19 protein-coding genes are annotated in these 16,849 nt (G+C 66.1%); 18 read left to right on the top strand and 1 reads right to left on the bottom strand.

Annotated elements, in window-relative coordinates; all coding sequences use genetic code 11:
* Nucleotides 1-221: 221 nt before the first annotated feature.
* From FFS21_RS02835 to FFS21_RS02750, 18 genes are read left to right on the top strand one after another with little or no spacing between them, the layout of a single operon-like run.
* Nucleotides 222-1,004, top strand: coding sequence for a beta-ketoacyl synthase chain length factor (locus FFS21_RS02835; protein WP_137923423.1), 783 nt, complete (start codon nt 222-224; stop codon nt 1,002-1,004).
* A complete protein-coding gene (locus FFS21_RS02830) occupies nt 997-1,773 on the top strand; it encodes a lysophospholipid acyltransferase family protein (RefSeq protein ID WP_137923422.1) in 777 nt (258 codons plus the stop codon). The genes FFS21_RS02835 and FFS21_RS02830 overlap by 8 nt, the downstream gene beginning before the upstream one ends.
* Entirely contained in the window at nt 1,760-2,029 is a 270-nt protein-coding gene (locus tag FFS21_RS02825) for a phosphopantetheine-binding protein (RefSeq protein ID WP_137923421.1), read from the top strand. The genes FFS21_RS02830 and FFS21_RS02825 overlap by 14 nt, the downstream gene beginning before the upstream one ends.
* Before the next feature lie 41 nt (nt 2,030-2,070).
* Nucleotides 2,071-2,328: an acyl carrier protein gene (locus tag FFS21_RS02820; protein WP_137923420.1), complete on the top strand. Its 258-nt coding sequence runs from the start codon at nt 2,071-2,073 to the stop codon at nt 2,326-2,328.
* A gap of 7 nt (nt 2,329-2,335) precedes the next feature.
* Entirely contained in the window at nt 2,336-2,893 is a 558-nt protein-coding gene (locus FFS21_RS02815) for a COG4648 family protein (protein WP_137923419.1), read from the top strand.
* On the top strand, nt 2,886-4,616 hold the full coding sequence (locus FFS21_RS02810; RefSeq protein ID WP_249359074.1) for an ApeI family dehydratase: 1,731 nt from the start codon (nt 2,886-2,888) through the stop codon (nt 4,614-4,616). The genes FFS21_RS02815 and FFS21_RS02810 overlap by 8 nt, the downstream gene beginning before the upstream one ends.
* On the top strand, nt 4,613-5,383 hold the full coding sequence (locus FFS21_RS02805) for a glycosyltransferase family 2 protein (RefSeq protein WP_137923418.1): 771 nt from the start codon (nt 4,613-4,615) through the stop codon (nt 5,381-5,383). Before FFS21_RS02810 ends, FFS21_RS02805 begins: the two co-directional genes overlap by 4 nt.
* Nucleotides 5,380-6,378, top strand: coding sequence for a lysophospholipid acyltransferase family protein (locus tag FFS21_RS02800; RefSeq protein ID WP_137923417.1), 999 nt, complete (start codon nt 5,380-5,382; stop codon nt 6,376-6,378). Before FFS21_RS02805 ends, FFS21_RS02800 begins: the two co-directional genes overlap by 4 nt.
* Before the next feature lie 21 nt (nt 6,379-6,399).
* Complete coding sequence (locus FFS21_RS02795; protein ID WP_137923416.1) at nt 6,400-6,816, top strand: acyl-CoA thioesterase; 417 nt, start codon at nt 6,400-6,402, stop codon at nt 6,814-6,816.
* Nucleotides 6,813-7,436, top strand: coding sequence for a LolA family protein (locus FFS21_RS02790; RefSeq protein WP_137923415.1), 624 nt, complete (start codon nt 6,813-6,815; stop codon nt 7,434-7,436). Before FFS21_RS02795 ends, FFS21_RS02790 begins: the two co-directional genes overlap by 4 nt.
* Nucleotides 7,429-9,807 (top strand): MMPL family transporter, encoded by a 2,379-nt coding sequence (locus FFS21_RS02785; RefSeq protein ID WP_249359071.1) that lies wholly within the window; start codon nt 7,429-7,431, stop codon nt 9,805-9,807. Before FFS21_RS02790 ends, FFS21_RS02785 begins: the two co-directional genes overlap by 8 nt.
* The gene (locus tag FFS21_RS02780) at nt 9,804-11,033 is read left to right on the top strand and encodes an NAD(P)/FAD-dependent oxidoreductase (protein ID WP_137923414.1); all 1,230 of its coding nucleotides are present in this window, start codon (nt 9,804-9,806) and stop codon (nt 11,031-11,033) included. The genes FFS21_RS02785 and FFS21_RS02780 overlap by 4 nt, the downstream gene beginning before the upstream one ends.
* Nucleotides 11,030-11,629, top strand: a complete 600-nt coding sequence (locus FFS21_RS02775) for a DUF3261 domain-containing protein (RefSeq protein ID WP_249359069.1) — start codon at nt 11,030-11,032, stop codon at nt 11,627-11,629. The genes FFS21_RS02780 and FFS21_RS02775 overlap by 4 nt, the downstream gene beginning before the upstream one ends.
* Nucleotides 11,626-12,816 (top strand): beta-ketoacyl-ACP synthase, encoded by a 1,191-nt coding sequence (locus FFS21_RS02770; RefSeq protein ID WP_137923413.1) that lies wholly within the window; start codon nt 11,626-11,628, stop codon nt 12,814-12,816. Before FFS21_RS02775 ends, FFS21_RS02770 begins: the two co-directional genes overlap by 4 nt.
* Nucleotides 12,817-12,818: 2 nt before the next feature.
* The gene (locus FFS21_RS02765; protein WP_249359067.1) at nt 12,819-13,298 is read left to right on the top strand and encodes a hotdog family protein; all 480 of its coding nucleotides are present in this window, start codon (nt 12,819-12,821) and stop codon (nt 13,296-13,298) included.
* Nucleotides 13,295-14,026 carry a 3-oxoacyl-ACP reductase FabG gene (fabG, locus tag FFS21_RS02760; RefSeq protein ID WP_137923412.1) on the top strand — a complete coding sequence of 244 codons (732 nt, stop codon included), beginning with the start codon at nt 13,295-13,297 and terminating at the stop codon, nt 14,024-14,026. Before FFS21_RS02765 ends, fabG begins: the two co-directional genes overlap by 4 nt.
* The gene (locus FFS21_RS02755) at nt 14,023-15,252 is read left to right on the top strand and encodes a beta-ketoacyl-ACP synthase (protein ID WP_137923411.1); all 1,230 of its coding nucleotides are present in this window, start codon (nt 14,023-14,025) and stop codon (nt 15,250-15,252) included. Before fabG ends, FFS21_RS02755 begins: the two co-directional genes overlap by 4 nt.
* A 57-nt stretch (nt 15,253-15,309) precedes the next feature.
* The gene (locus tag FFS21_RS02750) at nt 15,310-15,975 is read left to right on the top strand and encodes a 4'-phosphopantetheinyl transferase family protein (protein ID WP_249359064.1); all 666 of its coding nucleotides are present in this window, start codon (nt 15,310-15,312) and stop codon (nt 15,973-15,975) included.
* A 21-nt stretch (nt 15,976-15,996) separates the two neighbouring features.
* On the opposite strand, the gene FFS21_RS02745 is transcribed toward FFS21_RS02750, so the two are convergent.
* Entirely contained in the window at nt 15,997-16,731 is a 735-nt protein-coding gene (locus tag FFS21_RS02745) for an IclR family transcriptional regulator (RefSeq protein WP_137923520.1), read from the bottom strand.
* Nucleotides 16,732-16,849 lie beyond the last annotated feature (118 nt).

The following is a 16,849-nucleotide window of genomic DNA, read 5'->3' as shown; positions in this document are numbered from 1 at the left end:
GGGCGGGGCAACCAAGAGGTTGCGCCCGCCCCGTTACATTTGGGCAGGATCGTTACGGTTACGCCACAGCTTTCGTGGCAGTTAGAGACTACGCTTGGAAAATAATACGGAACTATCCCCGGGTCTTGCGGGTGCCGGCACTTCGCGTGCGTCAACAGGCACTCCGTGTGCGGCGTGCCTGTGGCGGGTTCCGGGTCTACTACTCACCCGACGCGCACGGCATGACATTGGAATTTGGAGTTCGCGCATGGGCGGCAACTGCGCCGGCATTGCATACGCCTGACGCCTGGCAGGCATGGTGCCGGTCGCCATGGCTACCAGACGGCACGGGCTTGCCCGCACTCTCCTCCATGGCGCCGATGTTGCGCCGACGCGTCAATGCGATCGGCAAGGCTGCATTACTTCCGGTCTGTGACGTAGCCGGCACCCCGGTGCCCGCGTCCGAAGGCGGCTCCCGCCTTCCACAGATTCCTTCCGTTTTTGCCTCGCGCCATGGCGATAGCGAGCGCGCGTTCGAGATGTTGAGCGAACTGGCCGCAAACGCGCCAATTTCGCCGACGGCCTTCGGGCTGTCCGTGCACAACGCAATTGGCGCCCTGTTCTCGATCGATCGTGGCGAGACCTCGGTCCAGCAGGCCGTTGCTGCGGGGTGCGACACCGTCGAGGCGGCCGTCGTCGAAGCGGCTGCACTCTTGGCCGATGGCGCTGACGAGGTGCTGCTGGTCTGCTATGACGCGCCGTTGCCTGCCGCTTATTCCGAGTTCGCGGATGAACCGGGCTGCCTCTTCGGTTGGGCGTGGCGAATGGGCCGTCCACGTGCCGGAGACCCTGCCATGAGGCTGGAAATTGTGGCGCAGCGCGGGACGAGGGAAGCGGAGGATACGGACACTGCGCATCCTGTGTTGCCGCACGGCCTGGACGTATTGCGCTTCTTCCTGGCCGGCGAACCAGAACTGATGCACCGTGGCGAGCGCGCGATCTGGAGGTGGCAACGCCATGGTTGAACGCCTGGACCGCATGTGGCGCGTTTGCGCCACGGGCTTCTGCTTCTCGAGCTTCGGCATGGGCGGCCTGATGCTGCGGGTGTTCGTATTTCCGGTCTTGTCGTTGCTGCCATGGTCCGATGCCAGTCGTCAACGTGCATGCCGGCAGGTGATCCACCATGCGTTCCGGCTGTTTGTCTGGCTGATGCACACCGTGGGCGTGATCCGCTGCGATGTGCTCCACGGCGAGCGGTTGCGCCGCAATGGGCTGCTGGTCGTGGCCAACCACCCGTCACTGATCGACGTGGTGTTCCTGATGTCGCTGATCCCTCGTCCTGACTGCGTGGTCAAGTCCGCGCTGGTGCGCAATCCGTTCACGCGCGGGCCGGTGCTGGCGACGGGCTGGGTCCGTAACGACGTCGGGGCAGCGATGGTGGATGACTGCATCGCATCGCTGCGCTCGGGCAACAACCTCATCATCTTTCCGGAAGGCACGCGCACGCGCCCCGATGGTCCGCTGACCTTGCGGCGTGGCGCCGCCAACGTGGCGGTGCGTGGTGGATTCGCGCTGACCCCGGTGGTGATCCGTTGCCAGCCGCCTACGCTGACCAAGGGCGAGAAGTGGTACCACGTGCCAGTGCACCGGCCACACTTTGTTATCGAGGTGCATCCCGATGTGCCGGTGTCTGACTGGGTGCCGCCGGGCACTGACGACAGTCTGGCCGTGCGCCGGCTCACGCAATCGCTATCCGAATTTTTCTCCAGGGAGATCCGCCGTGACGGCGCTTGAAACAGAAATCAAAGAACTGATCATCTCATCGCTGTCCCTTGAGGACGTGAGCGCAGATGACATCGACCCGGCGGCACCGCTGTTCGTCGAGGGTCTTGGCCTCGACTCGATCGACGCGCTGGAGCTTGGCCTCGCGCTGCAGAAACGCTTTGGCATCACGATGAACGGCAGCAAGGAAGAGGTCCGCGCGCGTTTTGCCAGCGTCTCGGCACTTGCCGCCTTCGTGGCCGAGCAGCGCGGGCAGGCGCCTGCCTGACGTACCGCCACCGATCTTTCCGCCCAGCTACGGAGTCCGACATGACCCATGACCAAATCTTCGCGCGCGTGGCCGCGGTCCTCGAGGAGAGCTTCGAGATCGACCCGGCGTGCATTACGCCCGAGGCGCGCCTGTACGACGATCTGGATATCGACAGCATCGATGCAGTGGACTTGCTGGTCAAGCTCAAGCCATTGTTGAGCAAGCCGCTCAAGCCCGAGCATTTCAAGTCCGTGCGCACGGTGCAGGACGTTGTGCTGGCGCTGTCGCAACTGATCGACACGCCGGCTACCGCGTGACGCCGGCATGCTCTGGCGCAAGTGGGGATTCGGGCTGCTCACGCTGTCCTATCCGCCAGTGATCTACCTCGGTCTGCAGCATTTTTCGCCGCGGGTGATGGCGCTGGCGCTGTTGGCGCTGGCATTGTTGCGCGCCGGCACGAGCCGTCAAGCCGGCTGGCGCGTCGTGGCACTACTGGCGGCCGGGCTCGCCATGGTGGTCATGGCGTCGGATCATGCGTTGCCGCTGAAGCTATACCCGGTAGTCGTCAATGTGGCGATGCTGTGCGTGTTCGGCTGGACGCTGTGGCATCCGCCCACGCTTGTCGAGCGTCTGGCTCGTATGCGGGAACCGGACCTGCCGCCGAGAGGGGTGGCCTACACACGCCGCGTCACCCAGGTGTGGTGTGTGTTCTTTGCGTGCAACGGCACGATGGCGGCAATCACGGCGTTTGCGGCCAGCGACCGCGTCTGGGCGCTCTATAACGGCGCCATCGCCTACGGGTTGATCGGCGCGATGTTTGCCGGTGAGTGGCTCGTCCGCCAACGGGTGATGGCTAGGGGCGCGGAGAATCGTCATGGTTGAGCGGCATCCGGTGTGGACCGGGTTGGGGGGCGTCATGGCGGCGCTGGCCGCGGCCGATGGCGCGCATCCCGTGGCGTGTGACGGGGCGCGCACCGTGGATACCGTGCAGTTCCTGGCGCGCGCCACGGCATGGCGGCGCATGCTGGCTCTCGCGCCGGGGCGGCGCTGGGCGATCCATCTCGACGACACCGCCGAGTTTGCCGCTGCACTCTTCGGCGCCTGGCATGCGGGCAAGCACGTGGTGCTGCCCGGCGATACCCGCCCCGAAACACTGGTGGCATTGCGTGCGCAGAGCGATGGCTGGGCCGGCAACCTGCCGGGTGGAGCGTTGCCCGACCCGGCACAGGTCACGGATACCGGGGGCGACTGGCCGAATCTGGCGACGCAGGACACCGGGATCACGCTGTTTACGTCCGGCTCGACCGGCGCGCCAGAGGCGATCGACAAGCGCCTGGGCCAACTCGATGCCGAAGTCCACGCGCTGCAGCAGGCATTCCGCCACACCTGCTCCGACACCACGCGTGTACTGTGCACGGTTTCGCATCAGCATATCTATGGACTGCTGTTTACGGTGCTCTGGCCGATGGCGGCCGGGCGGCCGATGCCGCTCTCGCGACTCGCTTTCCACGAGGAATTGGTGGCTGCCTGCCAGAGCGGTGGCACACCGGCCGTGCTCGTCAGTAGTCCTGCATTCCTGAAGCGGCTGCCCGATGCATTGGACTGGCCGGTAATACGCCATGTCGTACGCGCCGTCTTTTCGTCTGGCGGCCCATTGCCCCCCGAGGCGGCGGCCGCCACGCTGCGCCTGATGGGCCAGTCTCCGATCGAGGTGTTCGGCAGTTCGGAAACCGGCGGCGTCGCCTGGCGCCAGCGCCCGGTAGAAGGCGATCGCTGGACCGCGCTGCCGGGCGTGGCATGGCGGCTCCAGGACGGCTTTCTGGCCGTGCGGTCGCCCCATCTGGCCGACGACAACTGGTATGTCTGCGCGGACCGGGCGTTGCCTGCCGGCGACGACAGCTTCGTGCTGGCGGGACGGGCCGACCGCATTGTGAAGATCGAGGAAAAACGGATCTCGCTCACGCAGATCGAGCAGTGTCTGATGGCATCGCCATGGGTGCGAGAGGCGCGTGTGGTAACGATGGAACTGGATGTCGGCGTGCGTGTGGCCGCCGCCGTAGTGCTCTCGGACGATGGGCAGGCGCAGCTGGATGCGTACGGACGAAGTGTCCTGGGCAGTGCGCTACGCCGGCATCTGGCCGACGCTATCGATCCCGTGGCGTTGCCACGTCGTTGGGGATTTCTGGGGGCGCTGCCGTGCAATGCGCAGGGCAAGACGACCGAAGTGATGCTGCGCGAGGTGTTTCGCCGCACAATGCCCGACGTGCGCTGGCTGGCGCACGACGCGGTGTCCGCCATGGCCGAGCTGCACGTGACCGAGGACCTTGCCGTGTTCGACGGTCATTTCCCCAGCGCGCCCGTGGTGCCAGGCGTGGCCCAGGTGGACTGGGTCATGGCACTCGCCCCTCAGAAGCTGCCGGTCCCGCCGCGCCAGCACTTCGCGGGAATGGATATTCTCAAGTTCCATGCCGTGATTCGTCCGAACACCCGCGTGCGGGTGGAACTGATCTGGCACGCCGATCTCCATGCGCTGGGTTTCCGCCTGAGCTCCGATGCGGGGCACCACGCCAGCGGCAAGATCGTCTTTCATCGCGGGGCGCCATGAGTTCGACAGGCGCATGGGTCCGTCCGGCGTTTCACCCGGTGGTGCTCGTCCCCGTCTTCGATCACGAAGGGGCGATTGGCGCCATGGTGGACGCTATTCTTCAGCACCCGACACCGTGTCTGCTCGTGGACGACGGCAGTGGTCCGGCGTGCGAGCAGGTGCTTCGCGAGCTCGCCGCTGCCCACCCGGGCCGCGTGCGCCTTGTGCGCCTGCCGCAGAACCAGGGCAAGGGTGCCGCGCTCATGGCGGGCTTTCGGGCTGCCGCAGAGTTGGGCTACACACATGCGCTACAGATCGACGCCGACGGCCAGCACGATGCCGCGTGCATCCCGCAGTTTCTGGCGCTGGCCGAGGCGGCTCCGGAAGCCTTGATTTGCGGTCATCCCGTCTATGACGAATCCGTCCCGAAGCACAGGTTGTACGGGCGTTATCTGACCCATGTCTCGGTGTGGATCAATACGCTCTCCTTCGAGATTCGGGATTCGATGTGCGGGATGCGGGTCTATCCGCTGCCTGCCGTGACGCGTCTGATGCGGGAAGTGAATCTGGGCCACCGCATGGAGTTCGATACCGAGGTGGCTGTGCACCTAGTGTGGCGCGGCGTGCGGGTGGTCAATGTCCCGACGCGCGTCACGTATCCGGCCGATGGCGTATCGCACTTCGATCTGTTGCATGACAACGTACGCATCGCGCGCATGCACGCACGGCTGTTCGTCGGCATGTTGCTGCGGATGCCGCGCCTGCTGTGGCGCAAGGTGGTGACGTGAATCCGGCCGATACTGGCCCTGGCGCCGCATCCGGTGCCGCCCGTTCGCGCCACTGGAGCACGATTGGCGAAGTCACGTGTGCCTGGGGTGTCTGGTTCCTGTATTTTCTCCATCGGATCTTCGGTCGGACCCTTTTCCGAATCGTGATCTATCCGGTGGTGACGTACTTCTGGCTGACCCGCCCGCTGGCCCGCCGATCCTCGATGGCGTTCCTGACCCGGGTCGAGCAGACCGCCGGCACGTTTGGCGGCAGGCCGACCTGGCGGCATTCGCTGCGGCACCTGTTCTGCTTTGGCGACACGTTGCTGGACAAGCTGCTGGCCATTGGCGGCCGGTATCGCTTCGACAATGTCCGCTACGAAGGTGTCGAGGTGCTGCGCGAACAGATCGCACGGGGGCAGGGTGGCGTCATCATGACCGCACATCTGGGCTGCCTGGAGCTATGCCGCGCGGTGGCCGACCGGCGCGACGGCATGCGGCTGACGGTACTCGTTCACACCCAGCACGCGGAACAGTTCAATCAGATCCTGTCGCGCCTGGATCCGGAGTCGGGTGTACAGCTCTACCAGATCGTCGATATCTCGCCTGCCACGGCGCTGGAACTATCGGCCAGGGTGCAGGCCGGCGAATTCGTGGCGATTGCGGGAGACCGCGCACCCGCCCACGGCGGCCGCGCCGTGCGGGTGCCGTTCATGGGGGCGCCAGCCCGGTTCCCGATAGGCCCTTACGTACTGGCATCGCTGATGCGCTGTCCGTTGTATGCACTGGGCTGCATCCGGCAGCGCGACGGGTATCTGCTGCGCTTCACCGAACTTGCACGCGAGGTCAAGCTGCGCCGCGCGCGTAGAGAAGAGGCGTTGGTCGAATTGGCCACGGCCTATGCCGCGTGGCTGCAGGCCATCGTCCTGGAGTCGCCGTACGACTGGTTCAATTTCTACGATTTCTGGGCGGACGATCCCGTAACCGCCGGTCGCCAGGTGGCGGCGGCTTCTTGAGACAGGCAGGCCCAATTTCCCATGCCCAAAGCGCTCCATCACGCCATCACGCTGACGCCGTCATTCCATGACCTCGATCCCATGGACGTGGTCTGGCACGGCAACTACCTGCGCTACTTTGAAGTGGCGCGCTGCGCGTTGCTGCAGACCTTCGACTACGACTATCCGCAGATGCGGGAGTCGGGCTACGCGTGGCCCGTGGTTGACCTGCGCGTCAAGTACGTTCGCCCGCTGGTCTACGGGCAGGTCGTCGAAGTCCATGCATCGATTGTCGAGTGGGAGAACCGGCTCAAGATCGACTACGAGATCCGCGACGTAGCGTCGGGGCAGCGCGTGACCAAGGGGTATTCGATTCAGGTGGCTGTCGACATGAAGACGCAGGAAATGCTCTATGTGAGCCCGCCGGTGTTGCTGGAAAAACTTGGAGTGGAGCCATGAAGCGCCGCCACTTCGTTTGCTGCCTTGCGCTCGGCGCGGCGTTATGTGTGGGTGTTCCCGCCCAGGCCGAAGACCTGCTCGGCGGCGTGGCCGCGCGACTGGCCGATGCGCCAGTGATTCGTGGCCAGTTCGAGCAGACTCGCAAGCTGGCCGGTTTCGGCAACCCGCTGGTGTCGCGCGGCGATTTCGTCCTGGCACGCGGACGAGGCGTGATATGGGCCACGCGTGAGCCGATTGCATCGAGCTTGCTGGTCACGCCCGAGCGGCTGGTGATGCGTGGCGCCGATGGCAAGGTGCAGCAGCAGATGCAATCCGATACCCAGCCCGCGATGCGCGTCGTGGGTGAATCCATGATCGCGATGCTGCGTGGCGACCTGCGCAGCCTGCAGGCGCGCTTCGATGTGACGGGCAAGCTGGTCGGCAAGGCCGGCTGGGCGTTGACGCTGACGCCGACCGATGCCGGCATGCGCCGGGTTTTTGTCCGTATCGAACTGACGGGTGACAAGTTCGTGCGCAATGTCCGGCTGGAGGAGGCGGGGGGCGACAGCACCGTGGTTCGGATGATCGACACTGCGGCGGCCACCGCACTCACGCCCGCCGAGGAGCAGCGTTTTGAGTGACGCGGCCGGCGTGGCGATGCGTGGCGGACTGACGCGGCTGGAGCGCTGGCTGGCCATCGGCTGGCTGCTGCTTGTGCTGGCGCTGATCGCGCATCAGTTGCAGTTCTGGCGTGCATCGCGGCTCGATACCGATGTCATGGCGCTGCTGCCGACGAGCGAACGCACAGCCACGGCGGATCGTGTGCTGCGCCGAATGGCGGATGGCGTGGCACAGGAGGTGGTGGTGCTGGTCGGTAGTCCGGACTGGACACGTACACGCGCCGCCGCCGAGCGTTTCAGCGCGGTCACGGCGAAGCAGGCGGCGCTGCTCAAACCGGTGGACAAGATAGCCGCCTTCGATTTCGACGCCGCGCTGGCGTTCTACCGGCCGTGGCGCGACCACCTGCTGACCGATGCGCAGCGCACGCAGTTGCGTGATGCCAATGTGGATGCGCTGGCGCAGCAGGCGCTGACCAGGCTATATCAGTTTTCCACTGGCCCTCGCCTGACGGACTGGGCCGCCGACCCGCTCGGACTCTGGCAGGACTGGTGGCTATCGCGCGCGGCGATCACGCGGGTGCATGAACGCGATGGCCTGGCCGCATTGTCGGGTGACGGCAAGGAGTGGGCGTTGCTGTCGTATCGCATCACCCGGCCGGCCTTCGCGGTCGATGGCAATACTGACTATGGCGACCTCCTGCACACGGCAGAGGTTGCGGCGCGGCACGGCGACGAAGGGGTGCGCGTGATCGCCGCCGGTATTCCACTCCATGCGGAAGCCGCCGCCGCACAGGCCAACTGGGAAATGAACGTGATCGGCGGAGGATCGCTGGCCGCCGTGTTGTTGCTGGTGTGGCTCGCGTTCCGCTCACTGCGGCCCATTGTGCTGGTGGGTCTGTCACTGCTGATCGGCACGGCGGCTGCAATTTCGGCCACGGCGGTCGTGTTCGATCGCGTGCATCTGGTGACGCTCGTGTTCGGGGCAAGTCTGGTCGGTGTGGCCGAGGATTTCGGTATTCATTACTTCGTGACGCGGCAGTCGATGCCGCGCAGCGCGCCACCGGCAGTGATGCGATTCTTGCTGCCCGGTCTGGTGCTGGCCTTGCTGACGAGCGTGGTGGCGTATCTGGCACTCGGGGTGGCGCCATTCCCCGGGTTGCGGCAGATGGCGCTGTTCTCGGCGGTGGGTCTGGTCTGCGCATTCCTGACTGTGGCGCTCTGGTTTCCGCTGCTGGATCGCGGCACGCTGCGCCAGACCCGGCTGACTGCATGGCTGGCGGGCAGCCTGGCCCGTTGGCCGCGCGTGCGCAACGATCGCCGCACATGGATGGCGCTCGTCATGCTGGCCCTGTTTGTCGTGCCGGGCGTGTGGCAGGTGCGTGTCGTCGACAATCTGCGGCAACTGCAAAGCTCGCCGCCTGCACTCGTGGAAGCGCAACGCACGACAGGGCGGTTGCTGGGGACGCCGAGTCCCGCGCAATTCGTGCTGGTACGTGGCGCCACGCCTGACGAAGTGCTGGCTCGCGAAGAAGCGGTCAAGGCAAAACTGGCCGGAGCGATTGGCCGGGGCGAGCTGGCCGGCCTCCTGTCGGTATCCGATTGGGTGCCGTCCGCCGCGCGGCAGCGTGCCGATGCGGCGCTGGCGGACCGGCAGGAACTTGCGGTGCGCCAAAGCGTGGCGAAGACGCTCGGCGGCACCATTGCCGCACCGCCCGTCAGGCGCGGCGATGCCGTGCTGACGCTTCAGGCATGGCTGGCGAATCCGGTGTCCGATACGCTGCGCCACCTCTGGCTCGGCCGGGAAGGCGAGGGCTACGCAAGCGTGATGCTGCTGCGTGGACTCGACAATCCGGCAGCGATGCCGGCCATTGCGCGTTCGGTAAGTGAAGTGCAAGGGGCCGAATGGGTAGATCGCGTGGCGGATCTGTCCGGCCTGCTGCATCACTATCGCGTGCTGATGAGCTGGCTATTGCTGGCCGGCGCGGCGGGCGTGGCGTTGCTGCTGGCGTGGCGCTATGGCCGGAGCGGCTGGCGCGCGCTGGCTCCCACGCTGCTGGCTGCGGCAATCAGCGTGGCTGTGCTTGGATGGCTGGACGTGCCACTGCAATTGTTCTCCGTGCTCGCGCTGGCGTTGCTGCTGGGCGTAGGCGTCGACTATGGCATTTTCCTGCTCGAACATCCCGGCGATGGCGTGTCGTGGACCGCCATCGTCCTCGGCGCGGCCAGTACGCTGCTTGCCTTCGGGCTGCTGGCATTGTCCTCGACGCCGGCACTGCATGCCTTCGGCATGACCATGCTCTCGGGCGTGGGTGCCGTATGGTTCCTGTCGCCATGGTTCAGGCCGGCGGCCGGGCCATCCCATGACAACCTTGAACAGGGTAGATCCACATGAAGAAGGAACAGGTCGAGGTGCTGATCGTCGGTGCCGGTCCTGCGGGATCGGTGGCGGCGGGGTTGCTGCGCCGTCGCGGCATCCGCGTGCTGGTGATCGAAAAGGAGCAGTTTCCGCGCTTCTCCATCGGTGAGAGCCTGCTGCCGCAGAGCATGGCGTACATCGAGGAGGCCGGCATGTTGCAGGCCGTGGTCGAGGCAGGATTCCAGTACAAGAATGGTGCGGCGTTTTCTCGTGCGGGGCGCCATACGGCCTTTGATTTCCGCGAGAAGTTCTCGCCGGGCTGGGGCACCACGTACCAGGTGCAGCGCGCCGACTTCGACAACGTGCTGATCCGCGAAGCCGAGAAGCAGGGCGCCGAGGTTCGCTTCCGTCATGTGGTGGAAGCCGTGGACGTGAGCGGTGCGCAGCCGCTGGTGACAGTGCGCGATCCGGACGGACAGGCATACGTGGTGGAACCGCGCTTCCTGCTCGACGCGTCCGGCTTTGGCCGCATCCTCCCGCGCCTGCTGCAACTGGAATCGCCTTCGAATTTCCCGGTGCGTGCCGCCATCTTCACGCATGTGGAAGACCGCATTCCCGTGGGCGCCTTCGATCGCAACAAGATCCTGATCAGCGTGCATCCCGCGCATACCGACGTGTGGTACTGGACCATTCCGTTCTCGAACGGCCGCTGCTCGCAAGGCGTGGTGGCGGAGAAATCGTTCCTCGACCGCTATCCGGGCGGCGAGATGGCCAAGCTCAGGACGGTAGTGTTCGAGGAGCCCGGGCTAGCCAGATTGCTGGGCGATGCCGGATGGGACACACCCGCGCGGCAGATCGTTGGCTACTCGGCCAATGTCAGTTCGCTGTGGGGCAAAGGCTATGCGCTGCTCGGCAACGCAGGCGAATTCCTCGATCCCGTGTTCTCGTCGGGCGTGACCATCGCCTTCAAGTCGGCCAGCCTTGCGGCCGGGTGCGTGGCCCGGCAACTGGCGGGCGAACCGGTGGATTGGGATACGGACTTTGCGAAGCCGCTCAAGGCAGGCGTGGACTGCTTCCGCACCTACGTGGAGGGGTGGTACGACGGCAGCTTCCAGAAGGTGATTTTCCATGCCGAGGGCGCGCCGGAGATCCGCAAGATGATTTCGTCGATCCTCGCGGGCTATGCCTGGGATCGCGAGAATCCCTTCGTGGCGGAATCGAAGCGCCGTCTCAACGTGCTGGAGCAGCTTTGCTCGGCGTGAGTCCTGCCGCTCGATGGCTGGCGGGCGCGGCGTTGGCAGCGATGCTGGCGCTGGGCGGCTGCGCGCCGTTTGCGTCGCATGGTCCGGACGCGCCGTCGGGTACGCAGGCTGGCGAGGTGCCAATGCTGCGCCTGCCACCGGCATCGCTCGGGCGGACGCTGCAACTGCAGCAGCAGATCACGGTGCAATACCCGTCGCCGCAGGGCGAACAGACCCGCGACATGCTGGCCCTGCTGGAGGCCGACGCCGCACACACAAGGCTGGCCGCCGTGGCGGGTGGGCAGGTGCTGGCGCGGCTGGATTGGGATGGCCGCGACCTGCGCGTGACGCGCGCACCGTGGGCCCCCCCGGAACTGCTGCCCGAGCGTATCCTCAATGATCTGCAGTTGTCGTTATGGCCCGTTGCCGCGATCCAGGCGGCACTGCCGGCCGGTTGGCGCATGGAGGCGTCTGCTGGCCTGCGGCAGCTACGTGCCGGCGACGAAGTCGTGGCGGAGATTCGCTATCCCGACGCGCGGACCACGCTATTCGCGCAACACCGCGATGGCTACCGCCTGACGATACGGACGCTGCAGGAGCAAGGGGGAGCGCGATGACGATCTACCTGAACGCGATGAACGTGATCTGCGCGCTCGGCAGTGGCAACGATGCCGTGCGCACCGCCTTGTGGCGCACCGATGGCCCCAGCGGCGGCGAAACCACCGATCGGTACACGCCCGGCACCCCGTTGCATCTGGGCACGGTGCGGGAAGTGGTCACGGCAGCGGACCTGCCCGCAGATGTGGCGCCAGCCCGGCGCAGCCGCAACAACGCGCTGTTGCACCATACGTTGGCTGCAATTCGTCCAGCGGTGGAAGCAGCCATCGCGCGCGTGGGCCCCACGCGGGTGGCCATCGTCCTTGGCACCAGCACGTCGGGCATCGGCGATGGCGAGGTGGCGGTGCGCGAGCGCCAGCGCACCGGCCAGTGGCCGAAGGCGTTCCATTACGGCCAGCAGGAACTAGGGTCGCCCGCCCAGTATCTGGCGCTGGCGCTGGGCGTGGCGGGGCCCGCCTATACGATTTCCACGGCGTGTTCGTCCAGTGCCAAGGCGCTTGGCGCGGCTGGCCGGCTTCTGGAACAGGGTATGGCCGATGTGGTCATCGCGGGCGGCGTGGACACGCTCTGCGCGTTTACAATCGCCGGCTTCCGCTCGCTGGAATCGGTCAGCGCCGAGCGCTGCAATCCGATGTCAGCGCATCGCAACGGCATCAATCTGGGCGAAGGTGCGGCGCTGTTCCTGATGTCCCGCGAGGCTGGCCCGGTGCGTCTGGCCGGTTGGGGCGAGACATCCGACGCACATCATATGTCGGCGCCGGACCCGAAGGGCTTCGGCGCGCGCACGGCCATGGCGCAGGCGCTGGATCGCGCCGGCCTGCAAGCCGCCGATATCGACTACCTGAATTTGCATGGTACGGCCACCGAGCAGAACGACGCCATGGAGTCTCGCGCGGTCATGGACTTGCTCGGGCCGGACGTGCCTGTGAGTTCGACCAAGCCACAGACCGGGCACGCGCTGGGCGCGGCGGGCGCCGTGGAGGCTGCGCTGATGGTCCTGACGTTGACCGGCAACCCTCGGGGCCGTCTGCCGGCGCACTGGTGGGACGGCACGCCGGACGCGGCGCTGCCTGCGCTCCACGTGGTGGATGCGGACGAGTCGCTGGGGCGGCCGGTCCGCCATGTGATGAGCAACTCGTTTGCATTCGGCGGCAGCAACTGCGTGCTGGTACTGGGCGAGGGGTAAAGATGACGACGATGGAACCGATATCGAATGTACCGATGCCCCCAGTGGCCGAGGTGATCTCGCATGCGGGAGCGATGCGCCTGATCGACGAATTGATCCACGCCGATGCCGGACACTGCACGGCGCGCGCGACAGTGCGTGCCACGCAGTTGTTTGTTGGCGATGACGGCATGCCTGGCTGGGTGGGCATCGAATACATGGCGCAGACCATCGCAGCCTGGGCCGGCGTGCGCGACCGCGCTGCCGGTCGGGGGCCAGGCGTGGGCTTCCTGCTCGGTTCTCGCCGTTACGCGTGCGACGTAGCGGCTTTCCCGGTGGGCAGCGTACTGACAATTTCCGTGCAGGTGGAACTGGAAGGCGAGAATGGCCTGGGCATGTTCGCCTGCACGCTGGCGATGGATGGCCGCGAAGTGGCCCGCGCCAATGTTTCCGTATTCCAGCCTGCCGACGCGGAGGCTTTTCTCCAGGGGCAGCAGGTATGACAAACAAGACGGTGCTGGTCACGGGGTCCTCGCGCGGCATCGGGCGGGCCATTGCCTTGCGCCTGGCGCGCGACGGCTTTGACGTGGTGGTTCACTGCCGGACACGCCGGGACGAGGCGGAATCTGTGGCGGATGCCGTTCGCGCGTTCGGACGCAATGCCCGGGTGCTGGCGTTCGACATGGCGCGCCGCGAGGCCACGGCGGAAATCCTGCTGGCCGATATCGAGAAGCACGGCTGCTATTACGGCGTGGTCTGCAATGCCGGCATGACGCGCGATGCGGCGTTTCCGGCCATGACCGGCGAGGAATGGGACGAGGTCGTGCATACCAACCTCGACGCGTTCTACAACGTGCTGAATCCCGTGGTCATGCCCATGGTGCAGCGACGCCAGCCGGGCCGCATCGTTACGTTGTCGTCGGTGTCGGGGCTGGTGGGCAACCGTGGGCAGGCCAATTACAGCGCCGCCAAGGCAGGCATCATCGGCGCCACCAAGGCGCTGGCCATCGAACTGGCCAAGCGGCAGATCACGGTCAATTGCGTGGCGCCGGGGCTGATCGACACGGAAATGGTGGAAGACCACGTGCGCGACGAGGCGCTCAAGATCATTCCGGCGCGCCGCTTGGGCACGCCGGACGAGGTGGCTGCAACGGTGGCCTTCCTCTTGTCGCCAGATGCCGGTTACATTACGCGGCAGGTGATTTCGGTGAACGGAGGGATGTTCGGATGAAGCGGGTTGTCGTAACCGGCGCCGGGGCGGTAAGCGCCCTGGGTAATGACTGGGCCACAGTGCGCGAGCGCCTGGCCAGCGGACGCAATGCAGTGGTCCATATGCCGGAATGGGACGATATCCGGGGGCTCAATACCCGGTTGGGCGCACCGGTGCCGCCGTTCTCGCCGCCGCCGCATTACACGCGCAAGCTGACGCGATCGATGGGACGTGTCTCGCTGATGGCCGTGATGGCCAGCGAAGCTGCATTGGCCAATGCCGGGCTGGCCGGCAGTCCGCTGGTAACGGGCGGCCGGCTGGGCATCGCCTACGGTTCGTCCACCGGTACGCCTTCGGCGGTCCAGGATTTCGGCCGGATGATGTCCGAGCGCACGACCGAGGACATCAGCGCCACCACGTATATCCGCATGATGCCGCACACCACGGCGGTCAATATCGGCGTGTTCTTTGGCATTACCGGGCGCATCCTGACCACATCGAGCGCCTGTACTTCGGGCAGCCACGGCATTGGTTATGCGTTCGAGACCATTCGCGCGGGCCGCCAGTTGGCGATGCTGGCAGGGGGCGCCGAGGAGCTGGATGCCACCGAGGCCGCTGTCTTCGATACGCTGTTCGCCACGAGTACACGCAACGATGCGCCGGAGCGCACGCCGCGCCCGTTCGATGCAAATCGCGATGGACTGGTGCTGGGCGAGGGCGCCGGCACGCTTGTCCTGGAGGAACTGGAGCATGCGCAGGCGCGCGGTGCCACCATCCTGGCCGAGATCGTCGGCTATGGCACCAACAGCGACGGCGCGCACGTGACGCAGCCGCAGGCCGGGACCATGGCCCAAGCGATGCGGCTGGCACTGGAAGACGCCAATCTGTCGCCGGATGCCATCGGCTATGTCAATGCGCACGGTACGGCGACCGACCACGGCGACGTGGCCGAATCGCAGGCCACGCACGATGTGCTGGGCGGACGGATGCCGGTCAGTTCGCTCAAGAGCTATATGGGACATACGCTTGGTGCCTGCGGCGCGCTGGAAGCGTGGATGACGATCGAGATGATGCGGGATGGCTGGTTTGCACCAACGATCAATCTCACCGATCTCGATCCACGTTGCGCACCGCTGGACTACATCATGGGTGAAGGGCGCAGGATCGATACCGACCATGTGATGAGCAACAATTTCGCTTTCGGCGGCATCAATACCTCGCTGGTATTCCGCCGCTGGGCGGATTGATGCCGGCGCTATCCACACACCATTACCATGCCGCTCGCCCTGCGTACCGGATCGGTCATGGCCTTCGCTGCCATGGCGCCACCAGTCAGCCGCTGGATGTCTGCGGAAGAGCTGTCACGCCTGGCCGAAATGCGTGCGGAGCAGCGCGCCGAGCAGTTTGCCGCGGGGCGCTGGCTGGCGCGGCGGCTGCTGGCGGTGACGCTGGGGGGCGATGCATCGGAATGGATGTTGTCGGCCGCCGAGGATGCACCGCCCGTTGCCACGCACTCGGGCGGGGCGGTGGGCATGCCGATCTTCGTATCGATCGCACATTCGGGTGATCACCTGGCGTGCGCGGTATCTGACATGCCGGTGGGCGTCGACATCGAGGCCCTTCAGCCGCGCAAGCACCTCGGGACGCTGATCGAAGCCACCACGACCGAAGCCGAGCGCGCGGCGCTGCCGGAATTGATCGCCGGGGGTGACGACGAAGCCCGCATGGTGGCCTTCTTCCAACTCTGGACACTCAAGGAAGCGTGGATCAAGTGCCATGGCGGCAGCCTGTTCCAGACGATGATCGGCCATGTCGTGGAAGCGGTTCCGGCGCCGCTGGAGGCTGCCAATGGGCTGACATGGCGCCGCAAGGACGCCGTGCTGGCGCTGGCGGCAGCGCTGCCGGTCGGTGACATCGATCTGCCCGACGCGATGAGCTGGCGGCTGGTGTCGCGCGAGACTGTCGACTGAGCGTGGACTGAGCGTGACCGCTCAGGTCTTCTCCAGCGATGCACAGGCCGCGCGCAGGATGGCCGCGTAGCGCTCCAGATGCGGCTCGATCCGGTACACCGGACCGGCGATCGAGATCGCATAACTTTCCCCCGATAACCGCACCGGCCACGCCAGCGCGCCTACATCGGGCATCGATTCACTGAGATTGACATACGCACCACGCGTGCGCGCAGCCTGCAGGTCGGCTTCGACCATGGCGGGCGTGGTCAGCGTACGCGCGGTGAACGGCTGGAATGCCACCTGCGCCAGTACGGCGCCGCGCTCGGCATCCTCCATGGCGCCCAGCAGCGCTTTGCCAATCGAGTTTGCGTACAGTTCGCGCCGTTCGCCTGCGGTGGCGATATAGCGGATGGCGTGCGGGGATTCGAGCACGTCCAGGTACACCACCGCCGCGCCCTCGTGCAGCTTGCCGATGACCACGGTTTCGCCCGTGGCATCGCGCAACTCGGCCATCGTGTCGTGCACGCGGTCCAGCACGGGATCATGACGGGCGATCTGCTGCGCCATGGCCAGCAGGCGTCCCGTCGGGTAGTAGCCTTGCCGGCGCGCGGTTTCGTAGAGATAGCCCAGCGACGTCAGCGTCCGGATGAGCGCATGGCAGCTCGACGCTGGCACCGCCAGCAGGCGCGCGAGTTCCGACAACGACAAGGCCCGCCGCTCCCGCGCAAACGTCTCGATGATCTCGATCACGCGCAAGGCGGTCTTGACGTTCATGGAAGCGGGCTTGGGCGTAGAGTCTTGACGCTCGGACATGTGCGGTGGCTCGGCGGATAGTGGCCGGACTGTATCACGGCGTGGCGAGCGCGCCGGCCTTCGACATTTGTACCGTCAT

This window comes from Cupriavidus sp. 2SB, from assembly GCF_005503625.1.
In the GTDB taxonomy this organism is placed as follows: domain Bacteria; phylum Pseudomonadota; class Gammaproteobacteria; order Burkholderiales; family Burkholderiaceae; genus Cupriavidus.
The sequence above is the reverse complement of the archived record's forward strand: the minus strand, read 5'-3'. Positions and strand labels throughout refer to the sequence as shown.

Bases quoted from the DNA above. Each gene is read 5' to 3' on its own strand.
- FFS21_RS02835 (WP_137923423.1), top strand. From the start codon at position 222: ATGACATTGGAATTTGGAGTTCGCGCATGGGCGGCAACTGCGCCGGCA.
- FFS21_RS02830 (WP_137923422.1), top strand. From the start codon at position 997: ATGGTTGAACGCCTGGACCGCATGTGGCGCGTTTGCGCCACGGGCTTC.
- FFS21_RS02820 (WP_137923420.1), top strand. From the start codon at position 2,071: ATGACCCATGACCAAATCTTCGCGCGCGTGGCCGCGGTCCTCGAGGAG.
- FFS21_RS02815 (WP_137923419.1), top strand. From the start codon at position 2,336: ATGCTCTGGCGCAAGTGGGGATTCGGGCTGCTCACGCTGTCCTATCCG.
- FFS21_RS02810 (WP_249359074.1), top strand. From the start codon at position 2,886: ATGGTTGAGCGGCATCCGGTGTGGACCGGGTTGGGGGGCGTCATGGCG.
- FFS21_RS02805 (WP_137923418.1), top strand. From the start codon at position 4,613: ATGAGTTCGACAGGCGCATGGGTCCGTCCGGCGTTTCACCCGGTGGTG.
- FFS21_RS02795 (WP_137923416.1), top strand. From the start codon at position 6,400: ATGCCCAAAGCGCTCCATCACGCCATCACGCTGACGCCGTCATTCCAT.
- FFS21_RS02790 (WP_137923415.1), top strand. From the start codon at position 6,813: ATGAAGCGCCGCCACTTCGTTTGCTGCCTTGCGCTCGGCGCGGCGTTA.
- FFS21_RS02780 (WP_137923414.1), top strand. From the start codon at position 9,804: ATGAAGAAGGAACAGGTCGAGGTGCTGATCGTCGGTGCCGGTCCTGCG.
- FFS21_RS02770 (WP_137923413.1), top strand. From the start codon at position 11,626: ATGACGATCTACCTGAACGCGATGAACGTGATCTGCGCGCTCGGCAGT.
- FFS21_RS02765 (WP_249359067.1), top strand. From the start codon at position 12,819: ATGACGACGATGGAACCGATATCGAATGTACCGATGCCCCCAGTGGCC.
- fabG (WP_137923412.1), top strand. From the start codon at position 13,295: ATGACAAACAAGACGGTGCTGGTCACGGGGTCCTCGCGCGGCATCGGG.
- FFS21_RS02755 (WP_137923411.1), top strand. From the start codon at position 14,023: ATGAAGCGGGTTGTCGTAACCGGCGCCGGGGCGGTAAGCGCCCTGGGT.
- FFS21_RS02750 (WP_249359064.1), top strand. From the start codon at position 15,310: ATGGCCTTCGCTGCCATGGCGCCACCAGTCAGCCGCTGGATGTCTGCG.
- FFS21_RS02745 (WP_137923520.1), bottom strand. From the start codon at position 16,731: ATGAACGTCAAGACCGCCTTGCGCGTGATCGAGATCATCGAGACGTTT.